10 protein-coding genes are annotated in these 11,806 nt (G+C 56.3%); 9 read left to right on the top strand and 1 reads right to left on the bottom strand.

Annotated elements, in window-relative coordinates:
* From JF545_RS14325 to JF545_RS14285, 9 genes are all read left to right on the top strand, one after another.
* On the top strand, positions 1-252 hold a 252-nt coding region (locus JF545_RS14325), incomplete at its 5' end, for a DDE-type integrase/transposase/recombinase (protein ID WP_206943144.1).
* Positions 253-341: 89 nt separating this feature from the next.
* A complete protein-coding gene (locus tag JF545_RS14320) occupies positions 342-581 on the top strand; it encodes a FitA-like ribbon-helix-helix domain-containing protein (protein WP_206943143.1) in 240 nt (79 codons plus the stop codon).
* A complete protein-coding gene (locus tag JF545_RS14315) occupies positions 578-1,000 on the top strand; it encodes a type II toxin-antitoxin system VapC family toxin (RefSeq protein WP_206943142.1) in 423 nt (140 codons plus the stop codon). Before JF545_RS14320 ends, JF545_RS14315 begins: the two co-directional genes overlap by 4 nt.
* Positions 1,001-1,297: 297 nt before the next feature.
* The gene (locus tag JF545_RS14310; protein WP_206943141.1) at positions 1,298-1,516 is read left to right on the top strand and encodes a hypothetical protein; all 219 of its coding nucleotides are present in this window, start codon (positions 1,298-1,300) and stop codon (positions 1,514-1,516) included.
* A gap of 218 nt (positions 1,517-1,734) precedes the next feature.
* On the top strand, positions 1,735-3,204 hold the full coding sequence (locus tag JF545_RS14305) for a DUF1254 domain-containing protein (protein ID WP_206943140.1): 1,470 nt from the start codon (positions 1,735-1,737) through the stop codon (positions 3,202-3,204).
* A 28-nt stretch (positions 3,205-3,232) separates the two neighbouring features.
* Positions 3,233-4,303, top strand: a complete 1,071-nt coding sequence (locus tag JF545_RS14300) for a DUF1214 domain-containing protein (RefSeq protein WP_206943139.1) — start codon at positions 3,233-3,235, stop codon at positions 4,301-4,303.
* A gap of 93 nt (positions 4,304-4,396) precedes the next feature.
* Positions 4,397-5,167: a hypothetical protein gene (locus tag JF545_RS14295; protein WP_206943138.1), complete on the top strand. Its 771-nt coding sequence runs from the start codon at positions 4,397-4,399 to the stop codon at positions 5,165-5,167.
* A gap of 729 nt (positions 5,168-5,896) precedes the next feature.
* Entirely contained in the window at positions 5,897-8,122 is a 2,226-nt protein-coding gene (locus JF545_RS14290) for a PAS domain-containing hybrid sensor histidine kinase/response regulator (protein ID WP_206943136.1), read from the top strand.
* A gap of 47 nt (positions 8,123-8,169) precedes the next feature.
* The gene (locus JF545_RS14285) at positions 8,170-10,245 is read left to right on the top strand and encodes a PAS domain-containing hybrid sensor histidine kinase/response regulator (protein ID WP_206943134.1); all 2,076 of its coding nucleotides are present in this window, start codon (positions 8,170-8,172) and stop codon (positions 10,243-10,245) included.
* 3 nt (positions 10,246-10,248) lie between these two features.
* Here the strand turns inward: JF545_RS14285 and JF545_RS14280 are convergent, their stop codons facing one another.
* On the bottom strand, positions 10,249-11,688 hold the full coding sequence (locus JF545_RS14280) for a WecB/TagA/CpsF family glycosyltransferase (protein WP_206943132.1): 1,440 nt from the start codon (positions 11,686-11,688) through the stop codon (positions 10,249-10,251).
* Positions 11,689-11,806 lie beyond the last annotated feature (118 nt).

Below are 11,806 nucleotides of genomic sequence, written 5' to 3'. Positions count from 1 at the left end.
GTGATCATCGACTGTTGCACCCGAGAGATCCTTGGTTGGCGATTGTCGGACAACGGCAGCAGCAAGACGGCTGAAGCCGCGCTGGAAGAGGCTCTGGTACATCGATTCGGCGCACTGGGCCGGATTCATCAACCGCTGGCTCTTCGCTCTGACAGCGGCCTCGTCTTCAGCAGTCGGCACTATACGGTGACAGTGAAGGCCTACGGGCTCACACAAGGGGTCAAGAGCCCTGGCCCTCGAAGCCTCTATTAGAGCCAGCATGATACCTATCGTCACGTACAGGCGCACTCGTGCGCTTCACGCTATCATTGATAGCATTGTAATCATATGGAGAGTCTGGCATGGCTTCGATCACGATCCGCAACTTGGATGAGCAGTTGAAGGCTCAGCTTCGCATGCAGGCGGCAAGGCATGGCCATTCCATGGAAGAGGAGGTCCGCATCATTCTACGTAGTGCCTTAAACCAGCCTCAGGCAAAGGGGCTGGGGACTCGCATACGTGAGCGATTCGCAGACGCGGGAGGCATCGAACTGGAAGTGCCGCCTAGGTCTGAGCCACGTGATCCGGGCTTCGGCGCATGATTGTTCTCGATACCAACGTGCTATCCGAGCTGATGCGGCCTGTGCCAAACGCTCGGGTTATCGACTGGCTGGACAGGCAGGATGCTATTTCCGTGACAATTTCCGCTATTACAGTCGCTGAAATTCTCTATGGCATCGAGCGCCTGCCCGACGGTAAACGCAAACGTGGTTTCGCAGCCATGGCGGCGGCAATGTTCGAGGAAGATTTCTCTGGCCGCATTCTATCGTTCGATAGCGGGGCTGCGATTCACTACGCAGAGCAGGTCGCTGCCAGCGAGAGTGCAGGAAGGCAGGTTCACATGGCCGATGCCCAAATGGCGGCTATCTGCATCCAGCATGGAGCGGTGTTGGTGACTCGCAACGTAAAGGATTTCGAGACGTTGAGCGTCGAGACGACCAACCCTTGGGAAATGGGCTGATATCGGTACACTAACGGTACAGTGGTTGGTTCGGGAAGGTGATACTAACTTTCGCCAAGCTTCTGATATTTCTATTTTTATAATCCTTATTAGGTTGCGGTAGATTTCGTGGAATGTTGAGTATATTATTGATTTAAGAGCGAATTCATAACGCCACGGTCGTAGGTTCAAGCCCTACTGGGCCCACCGTTCAGACCAGCGTATTACGACTTCCCTCCCGTAAGTCCCAGCATCCTAGGGATCCGTTCCAGTAGTCAGTTTCAGTAGAGCGCCGACCCCTCAGCCCCTGGGGCTTTCATGGCCACCATCGTCAAGTCCTCCTCTGATAGTTGGACATCGGCCATCCGCCATATTGGCTGGCTTAGCAAGGCGCTCTCCCAGCAAATATTTTTGCATCAGGCGCAACGTGATGATGGGGCACGCTCGACGGTATATCGTAGCGCAGGATCTTTATGTTTCCGCGTCGTAGCCTTCACCATAATTAAGATGACCGCTCTGTTTTGGATGGAAGAGTAACTGTAATATTGTGTGTCGCTTGCAAGTTAAGCATCTGATATTGTTGCATTAAAGTTCGAATCGTCTGGTTCCTATTCTTACATTCCTCTCCGTGAACTGGTTGGTCTAGGACAAGATCAAAACTCTCGACTACGCTGTTTTAGCAATCGCTATTCATAAGCTTTTCGTGCCTATAGGTGCGGAGTGCCACTAGTCTTGCTAAAGCAGAGAAGGGAAAAATGTCTTGGACGTTGAAGCTACTGCTCGGTTCTACTCTCATGACGGTGGCTATTTCACCCGCCACCGCTCAAGAAATGGGGCAAGTACCAGCGCCCCAAACTTCTGCAGATGTCCCAATACCAGTGAATGGAGCGCCGCTTAGCCCTGAGTACGCCGCAGCAATAGGGCGGACCGCTTATCTATGGGCCTGGCCTCTTGTCAACATGCACAACCGGCAGGCGTTGTTCGCAACGGCTCCTCATCCTGGACTTTTAGGAGGCGTGTTACCGGTCGCCCCTTTGAACCAGGTGAGCATGCTGTCCGACTACCTTCGTCCGGAACAACGCTTTGTCACCTCGCCAAATCAGGATGTGGTGTATGGAGCGGGCTTCCTTGCTCTCGATGAGGATGCCGTGGTCGTGCAAGTACCGGACTTTGGAGACCGGTTCTGGGTCTATCAGGTTGTGGACCAGCGATCTGACTCGTTTGCAGAGTTGGGTCTCCAGTATGGCACCGAGGCGGGGCACTATCTGCTGGTGGGGCCAGAGTGGGATGGGGAGATACCTGAGGGGATCAACGCGGTCTATCGGTCACAAACCAACCTAGGCGCTGTCTTCCCTCGTATCTTCATGGATGATACTGAGGAAGACCGTCAAGCCATCCAGCCCCTGATTGATCAAGTGATGGCCTATCCGTTGTCTCAATATACCGGTGAGCAGCAGACGACGGACTGGTCTGAGTCTCCCACGATCCCGAATCCGAATGAGGGCGGTGACGGAGAGACACAATGGGTAGACCCAACATCGTTTTTCGAGGTCTTGCCAGAAGTGCTGGCCGAGACACCACCCCTACCTGGTGAAGAGGCTATCTACGCAACAGTGAATCAATTGCTCGATGCTGCGGCAAGAGACCAAGACGTAATGCTGGCGTTGACTCAGGCCGCTGAAGAGACCGAGGCGAGTCTCATCGGCCATCTTTTTGAATTTCGAAATAATGGTGTTGACGCTGGTAATGGATGGCGAACCCAGTTGAATGCGGCCCGTTTTGGTTACGACTACTTCCAGCGTACTGCCACCGCCAAAGGCAACATGTTCTCTAATGTACCGAGTGAGACGATGTACTTCGGGGCGGATTTCGACAGTTCCGGCGAGCGACTTGATGGCACCCATGAATATACCGTTACGTTTCAGGGCGACGAACTGCCTCCCGTTGACGGTTTTTGGTCGTTGACGCTCTATAATGAGCAACACTTTTTCTATCCAAATGAGCTGAATCGTTATTCACTAGGGACAAAAAACCAATCGCTGGTGATGGGAGATGACGGCAGTCTGACGATTTATGTGCAGTCCGAGAACCCAGGACCACAGCGTGAGGCAAATTGGCTGCCTTCTCCAGATAAGGAATTTTCATTGTATATACGCGCTTATTGGCCCAAGGACGCTATTGTAAATGGGGACTGGGTTCCGCCTTCAATAGAAAGAAACGATTAGGGAAGATATGAAAGGGAGTTTTCTGAACATGAAGAATTGCTGCTTGATACTGTTGTCATCCTCGGTGTTCGCGCTAAGTTCTCCTGCCGTGGCTGATATTGCCGAGGGATTTGACGTTACGACACCGTCGAACTTTGGTGTTTCTGACTATGTTTATAAAATTTCAGAGAGTGACTTTAACTTTAAGCGAAGCCTAGCAAAAGCACCGATAAACGAATGGGCCTATCAAAGTGATCTTAGTCGAGTAGATACCCAGCAAGTGATTCGTGAAAACCAGGACGGTATCTACGCCAGCGCTGTAGTGGATATCAGTGAAGGCGCGACGTTTAGCGTCCCGGACGGGAGTCACTACCAAATTATTCAAGTGATCGACATGCAAAATTATGTCGCTGGAGTGGCGTATGCAGGAGATAGCATCACGATCACGCCAGACGATGTCACTTATGGCGAGCACGTGTATCTGAATATGCGCGTTCCCATTCTGAGTGATGAAGAAGGAGGGATAGAAGAAACTTTGCGCTTACAGAAACTGGCTACTATCGAAGCCAACTCCGCGCAAGCATATGAGTCGCCTGAGTTTGTTCTTCCTCTGGAAAAAACTGAGGAAATACGAGCAGCGTTGATCCAAGATGTAAAAGATGGTGCGCTAACTCATACTAAGTCCGTTAATGGCACGCCGTACACCTCACGCCCACAAGACCACTTGTATGGAACCGCCTATGGATGGGGCGGGTTAGGTTTACCTGACGCAGCATACTGGCCCTTCACGAACAAGAGCGAGATTATCGATGGAGAAATACAGCCATCGAAAGCCACTTTCACTCCTCCAGACATCCAGGAAGAACGTGGTGGCTTCTGGTCTGTGACGATATACGATGAGGAGGGCTGGCTGGCGAAAGACATCTCTGCGATATCCAACACCCAGGCTGAGCCGAATGAAGACGGAACCTACACGATTAACTTCAATCGTCCTGGCGCGAAGAACAACCTGGAGACATCGACTCCCTTTTCGGCCTTGTTTCGCTTCTACCTTCCAGACTCAAGAGCGTCTGCTGTTGAATATATCGGCGAACATGCAGGTGAGCTAGTCATAGAGTAAGGGATGGCTATCAGTTGACAGCACTTTTTTAAAGCGTTGAGGTGTCTGTAGGGATGCCTCTCGTTTTCCACCGATGTTGGCGAGAGGATATGTATGTATAAGGTTGCGAGTGTTATCACAATGGTCTGTCTGTTGATTTCGTCCGAAGCATACTCCCAAACCGGCGAACAAGATATCTCGCAAGCGGCTAGTGATCCCACCGCATCGCTTTCTGCCTATCTTTTACAGAATTTTTATACATCTCGTTACCATGGGGCAGGAGGTGTGGATGGAAATAAGGTTCAGTTTCGAATAGCCAAGCCATACACATTGGGCGATACGTCTAATATCTTTAGGCTGACGTTGCCCTATGTCACTGATAATCCTGAAAATGAGACGGGTCTTCTAGACGCTACCGTTTTTAATTTAACGACGTTCAATCGGCATTGGGGGCGCTTCGGTGTAGGAGCTGTCGCTCTTCTGCCTACCGGAAGTGATGAACTCACGACAGACCGTTGGGCACTGGGTCCTGCAGCCGGTTTTGTCGCCCAATCCCACTGGGGCATATGGGGTCTGTTTAATCAGAACTTGGTAGATATAGATGGTGATGCCTCTCGTGACTCGATAAATTTATCAGTCGTCCAGCCCATAGTGAATGTCTCACTTGTCGATAACTGGTCGGTGGGTACTTCCGATATGTCGGTGACCTACGATTGGGATTGCGGTAAGTTTGTTAGCCTTCCGCTTGGCGTTCAAGTGAACAAGCTAATACATGTGGCGGGAGCCCCCGTTCAGCTTGGGCTTAGCTACGAATACAATTTTTATGATGAAGGCATCAGCCCAGAATCGGTTATAGGATTGACAGGTAAATTACTGGTTCCATGATGTCGTCATCTCGCCTGTCTGGCTGGGCTTGGTCATTGAGACCCCCACAACTCACGCTTGCTCGCTGGATAGTCGTCCAGAGGGCATAGTCCTATGGGTGCGGTATCCTGACTTTTGATTTTTTTAGAGTGACTGAAACGATACAACGTGTACCATCTCCACCGCTGTGTCTCTATTGTTAGCTTTGCTCAATGATTGTCCATACATAATTGGCGGAACTAAACGCTACGTCCGCTGGGGATGCTGGCTATACACGGAGTCATCGTGGCATCTTGATGGATAGGCGAATAATGAATGCCTTTGTCCTCGTTCAAGTCCTTCTGGCCTCGCCACTCAGATCAGCAACTTGTGATTTTTCCTTAATGTGCGCCAGCGTTCAATCGGATCGCTTGGGTTCCCCCATGCAGTGGATGCGTCGACGCTATGAATGGATCCATCAACCAGGTCAAGCTCTCGGTAGGTAGAGCCAGTCGCTGTCTTCTCGCTCCGCGCTGTCGTCGCTGGGAAGGGGGCTCGCAGAGGGAGCGCCGTGGCGTTCCTGGCCAGCGCTGCTCTGAAGGTGCCGAAGTGCGGCAGCACCACTTTTCTTTGACGTAGGCTAAACGAGAGCACATGACTAATGTCCGTGCAGCCATGTGCGCAAAATGCCGTTAACATGATTGTTAGTGCACAGGATGTGAGATTGGTAGCTCGTGGCAGTATCGCCGTACTGCGGTAGGGGAGAAGATCATGCACTTCGGGGAAGCCGGTAGAGCCGACGATATGCTGTGTCGAGTGACACACCAGCCTCTGCTGCTGCTTGATGGTAAAGGGCGGGTCTGTCGTGGCAGTGAGGGCGCGTGGAGGCTATTCGGCGTCTGCGAGTCGGACGTTATCGGACGGCAGTTCAGTGAAATCCTGCCGCGTAGCGAGCCCGTTTCCCAGCATGACGGCGATGCACTGCTGGAAGAGGCCAGGCTTAGCCTCAAGGCCGTGAGCGATTACCGCTCTCGACGCCACAGTGATGGCCGGTTGCTTTGGCTGGACATGCACATCGAATTCCTGTCCGCAGAGGATGGTGTCTCCACTGGTTTCGTGGTCACCATGACGGATGTCAGTGAGCATCACCTCGCCGAGGAGCAGCTTCACGACAGCTTGCGTATGCTCCACGATGCCGAGCAGGCGGCAGGATTGGGTCATTGGCGACTGGACCTCTTGTCCGAGGCGATTACTTGGTCTCCGGGGGTCTACCATATTCACGGTTTTGATCCAGATCAGCAGGTCGAGCTGGAGGAGGCGCTCGATTCCTATATTGCCGAGGACAGGCCTCATATCGAGCAGCTGATCGCAGATGCCATCGCGAGACGCCAAGGGTTTGCCTTTCGCGCTACCCTGCGCCGACCAGATAACACCCTGCGTATGGTCGACGTGAAGGGCAGCGTCGAAGCTGACGACGAGGGGCGCGCCCTTGCTCTATTCGGGGTTATCCATGATCGTACCGCCGAAAATCTGGCCACTCGTCGGCTGATCGATGCGCGTGATGAAGCGGCCAGGGCGGCGGAGGCCAATATGATGCTGCTGGCCACCATGAGTCATGAGATCCGTACTCCTCTGAGTGGCATCATCGGCATGATTGACGCCCAGCTGTCGGATGATGGCAATGAGGACCGGGAAGTGTCGCTGCGTGCCATGCAAGCTGCTTCGCGCAGCCTGATGGTCTCACTCAACGATGTGCTCGATCACGCTAGGATGACGAGTGGTCGATTCGAACTCGATAGCACGGTGTTCGATATGGCCGAGGTGCTGCACGCCACAGCCGATCTGTTCCAGGCCAGCGCCAAAGATAAGCAGCTGTTGCTGGAGCGTGAGGTTCACGGCGCTCTGGGTGTCATCGGTGATCCCGCAAGGCTGCAGCAGATCGTCTCGAACTTTCTCAGTAATGCGATCAAGTTCACCTCAAGTGGTTCAGTCCGGCTGTCGCTCAAGGAGGAGGCCGATGACCGATTGCTGATTGAGGTGAGTGACACAGGGATAGGCATTGCTCCCTCGGTTCAAGAGACTCTGTTTACTCCCTTTCAGCAGGCCGATCGTTCCATCTCGGGTCGCTTTGGGGGTACTGGATTAGGCTTGTCTATCTGCCGCCTGCTGGCTGAAGCCATGGGCGGTACGGTGGGAGTGGAGAGCCAGGTAGGGGTTGGCAGTCGCTTCTGGTTGCGCGTAACACTGGAAAGGACAGATCTGCCCCTGGTCGCACAACCCGATCTGTCACGTGCGGAGGTGCTGCCACGCGTCGCGGGACGATCCCCGCATGTGCTGGTGGTGGATGACACTCAGACCAACCGTCTGGTGGCTGAAGGGTGCTTGAGGGCCATCGGCGCAACCACTGAGGAGGCGAGCAATGGTCTCGAGGCTCTTCAGAAGTTGTGTGCGACGACCTTCGATGCGGTGTTGATGGATAGCGCCATGCCGCTCGTTGACGGTGGCACCTGTCTTCGGCTGATGCGCCGACTGCCACATCCCTTCGCGCATGTACCGGTGTTGGGGTATAGCGCCGGATGTGAAGAAGGAGAGGTTGGTGTTCTCCCGGCAGTCGACGGGGTACTGGGCAAGCCACTCGAGCGCGAGCGCCTGCTGAATCTGCTGGCTCCGTTGCTCGAGTGTTGGGCGGGGGATCACGGCGTTGCTGATGTAAGGCTTACGTTTGATGCGGCGGCGGCCTTCAGCCGGTGTCTGGACGCGCTGGGCCAAGCGTTGGCCGAGGAAGACAGAGAACAGTCGCAGCAAGCCCTCGCAGAGCTGGCTCAGCTGTCGCAGTCGTCTCAACAAGTGGCGCTGCAGCAGTGGGTAGCGTTCATTGAACACTGCCTGCAAGAGCTCGACGCTCCTCTGGTGCAGGTGTTGATGCCTTCCATCGAGCAGCTTCTGGTGCGCCTTCAAGAGGCAAATCGCGGCTTGAGTGGAGAGGTTAGCGCATGACCGGTTGCCCTTCAGACGCTGAGACAATCAGACGACTTGAGCGCCGTTTGCGGCGCTCTGAGGCGGCGCGGGAAGAGGCCGAGGCAATACTCGAACGTCGCAGCCGCGAGCTTCTCCAGGCCAACGAGCAGCTGATGCTGCGCGAAAGCGAGCTGCAGCGTCGCTTGGATCGAGACAGCCAGTTCCTGCTGCGCGCACAGCGTACGGCTCGCATTGCCAGCTTTCACCGAGATCGTGGCCGTCGCCTCGCGACCTCGCCAGAATTTCACCACCTGCTGGGGCTAGCTCCCGGGATCAAGCCCGACGAGCAGACGCTTATCAGCCATATTCATCCTCTGGATCGCGACCGGGTTAGACGTCAGGAAGCCGAATTTCATGGGTCGGCCGAACCTGGCATTGAGCATGGATATGAATTTCGCATCCTGCGCCATGGAGAGACGCGCTGGATGCGTTGGAACATCATTCGTGAAGATGATGAACATGGGCGCTTCAAGTCACTGCTTGGCACGGTGCAGGACATTACCGAGCAGCGCGCATCGGATCGACGGGCTCGCGCCTTGGCGCTGATTGCTGACCGTCGGGTTCGTCAGCTGGTGCGCCTGAGCAAAGAGCTTCAGGCAAGTCGGCAGGCCGTGGAGGAGGCGTTCTACGCCAAGGCCGACTTCCTGGCGGCCATGAGTCACGATATCCGTACGCCGCTCAACGGGCTTTTAGGCATGATCGACCTGCTGTCGTTGGGCGAGTTGAACGAGGCACAGGCCGAGCGCCTTGGCATGGCCCGAGAGGCGGCTCATCAGCTGCAACGTCATATCGAGCAGATCGTCGACATGGCTCATGCGGATGACGGTGGGCCCGTGGCATCGGCCCAGCCGGTCGATCTGCGGCGTTATTTCGACACGCTCCTCCAGTTCTGGCGCTACGGTCATGAGCGTATCGGTCGGCGCCTGCGACTGGAGCTTGATGGGTCGGTTCCGGAAGTGCTGACGACCGACCCGACCCGCCTGCGCCAACTGATGGACGCTTTTATCGAGCGACTCGGTGAGGGTGAGGCACCAATCAGCCTGCGCGTCACGGTCCAAGGCGACTGCCTCTGCATCGACATCGTCAGCACCGCTACAGGGCAGATGCTACGCGAACGCAGGGATCGCCGCCGAGCGCTGCTCCAGCGCTGGGCTGCTGCTATCGAGGCAGACATCACGCCCTGCCAGGCTGAGGGTGTGTCAGGGTTCACGCTGCGTCTCCCTCTACGCCAGGAGGTATCTGACGCCCACTACTGTGTGCCAGCGGCTGAGCAGCAACTTCCTGACAGGGTGTTCAATGAGGAGAACAGACCGCGCTTACTGGTAGTGGATGACATCGAGACAAACCGGGTCGTGCTGTGCCAGATGTTGGAGGTGATTGGCTGCGACAGTGATATCGCGTGTGATGGCCGCGAGGCCGTTGACAAGGCGCTCAGCGAGCGCTTCGATGGCGTGCTGATGGATATCCTGATGCCGCGGATGTCGGGTCTCGAGGCTGTTGCCGAACTGAGGCGGCAGCCGGCAGTTGCCACCTTGCCCGTCGTCGCGATCACCGCACACACCAATCGAGAAGAGCTTGGCGAACTAACGCGCCAGGGATTTTCCGCGGCCCTGGCCAAGCCGGTGAATCGCCAGCAGCTGGCCGCGATTCTGCTGGAGTTGCTGGACGGCGAGCGCAGGCGAGCCGAAGAACACTCCCCGGCTGTCACTGGCTCCTCAGTGACCAGCCTATCGCCGCCTGGCGTCGAAGCCATGCCATCCTCAGCCCCGGCCGTGGACGAGGAACATTTTCGGGCGATCTTCGCGTCACTTTCCCCGGCGCGGCGGCAGATGTTACTTCAGGCGGCGGTCGACGATATTGAGCGCCTCGTGGCGGAGGTGGTGTCGGCTCATCGTCGTGGCGAGCGAGAGCCGCTTCAGCGCGCGGCCCATAGCCTCAAGGGGGTCGCTGGAAATTTCGGCGCTTTCCCTTTGATGGCAACGGTCAATGCGCTTCGCCATGCTGAGGATGAGCGGACCGACGACTTGTTGAAGACCCTCCAGCAGCAGAGCACGGACGCTGTCACCAGCGCCCGCGAACTGTTTCAGTCCCTGTCGACGTAAGCGTCAGTAGGCGCCGCGACTCGTCAATACCGCCGGAATCGTGCGCAGCATCAGCGCCAGATCGTGAAAGAGAGATTTTCGGCCCAGGTACTCGATGTCCATGGTCACTTGGCGTTCGAAGGGGATGTCGGCGCGTCCCGATACCTGCCACGTGCAAGTGATGCCCGGCTTGCCCGCCAGACGCTGCCAGCTACTGCCAGCATACGTCACTACCTCGTCGGGCAGTGCGGGGCGGGGCCCGACGAGAGACATGTCGCCGCGCAGTACGTTGACCAGTTGCGGCAGTTCATCCAGCGACGTCTTGCGCAGCCATGCGCCGATTCGCGTGATACGTGGGTCGCGTTTCATCTTGAAACATACGCCATCTCGCTCGCTCCTGGTCAGTAACTCAGCACGGCGGGCCTCGGCGTCCAGCACCATGGACCGGAATTTTAGCATCGTGAACGGTTTGCCTTGGGCGCCGATGCGCTGTTGCGTAAACAGCGCCGGGCCACCATCTTCGCCACGGATAGCCATAGCGATCAGGGCCAATAGGGGCGAGAGCAGTAGCAGGGCGCTGCCGGAGATAGCGATGTCCAGCACGCGCTTGCCGGCAGCATGGACGACGTGGGTAGGACGGTGCGCCGCGAGTCCTTGGCTGATGGCGTGGGCTATGAAGGCGACGTTGCCGAGGAGGTAGCGCCTTGCGAGTCGTCGCGGCTCTTGCGCCAGCCGCCAGGTCCACTCGCAGCCCAGGCGGCGAAACAGGGCGGGAGCGCGAGAGACGTTGCCCGCAAAGTAGTCGAACAGACCACCGACGCCAAGCGCCACGGGAACAGCGAGGGTCGCGCGATGCTTGGCGATCCACTGCTCTTGAAGAGGCACACCGAAGCCGACGAACAGCAAGGCGGGTCGGGCTGAGTTGATCTGGTCTAGGACCCGCGAGGTCTCTGAGGCGCCGAAGTACCCGTGCTGGGTGCCTGCGATGATCAACCCGGGATGGCGCCGCTGCATTTCCTCGGCAGCGCGGCGGGCGGTTCCGGGACGGCCTCCCAGGAGGTAGATGGGAAGCCCGTGTTTTGCAGCCTGTTCGCACAGCAGCGGGAAGAGGTCCGTGCCATTGAGATTATCGCCGAGGGAGGCACCTGTCAGCCGGGAAGCTATGCGTATACCCGCCCCATCGGGGAGCAACAGGTCGGACTGCTGCAGGTGAGCGCGGTACTGGGCGTCGGCTCGGGCGACGTTGACACAGTGGGCGTTGACGAAGTTGACGATGGCGCGACTCGGTTGGGTGGCGAGCGCGATGATGCGAGACACCACCTGAGCGCGAGTAGCGTTCACCAATGGCAGCCCGAAGAGAGTAGTAGTGGCAAGGGCCTCCGGTGTGGGGCAGGCAAAGTCATCAACTCCAGTGTGAGCCGTGCGGATATCGAGATGGCGGATGGTGTCGGTTAGAAGGCTCATGATGGGCTCCAGCGCGTCGTGGTGTGGAATGCCTAATCCATGTCAAGAACCGTGCCAATTTTTTTATCCCTTTATTATCATATATTTATCATTTTTCATGTGTTCTCGATTGAAGGGT

This window comes from Halomonas litopenaei, assembly GCF_017303055.1.
Taxonomy (GTDB): domain Bacteria; phylum Pseudomonadota; class Gammaproteobacteria; order Pseudomonadales; family Halomonadaceae; genus Halomonas; species Halomonas litopenaei_A.
The sequence above is the reverse complement of the archived record's forward strand: the minus strand, read 5'-3'. Positions and strand labels throughout refer to the sequence as shown.

Bases quoted from the DNA above. Each gene is read 5' to 3' on its own strand.
- JF545_RS14280 (WP_206943132.1), bottom strand. From the start codon at position 11,688: ATGAGCCTTCTAACCGACACCATCCGCCATCTCGATATCCGCACGGCT.
- JF545_RS14315 (WP_206943142.1), top strand. From the start codon at position 578: ATGATTGTTCTCGATACCAACGTGCTATCCGAGCTGATGCGGCCTGTG.
- JF545_RS14320 (WP_206943143.1), top strand. From the start codon at position 342: ATGGCTTCGATCACGATCCGCAACTTGGATGAGCAGTTGAAGGCTCAG.
- JF545_RS14305 (WP_206943140.1), top strand. From the start codon at position 1,735: ATGTCTTGGACGTTGAAGCTACTGCTCGGTTCTACTCTCATGACGGTG.
- JF545_RS14310 (WP_206943141.1), top strand. From the start codon at position 1,298: ATGGCCACCATCGTCAAGTCCTCCTCTGATAGTTGGACATCGGCCATC.
- JF545_RS14295 (WP_206943138.1), top strand. From the start codon at position 4,397: ATGTATAAGGTTGCGAGTGTTATCACAATGGTCTGTCTGTTGATTTCG.
- JF545_RS14290 (WP_206943136.1), top strand. From the start codon at position 5,897: ATGCACTTCGGGGAAGCCGGTAGAGCCGACGATATGCTGTGTCGAGTG.
- JF545_RS14300 (WP_206943139.1), top strand. From the start codon at position 3,233: ATGAAGAATTGCTGCTTGATACTGTTGTCATCCTCGGTGTTCGCGCTA.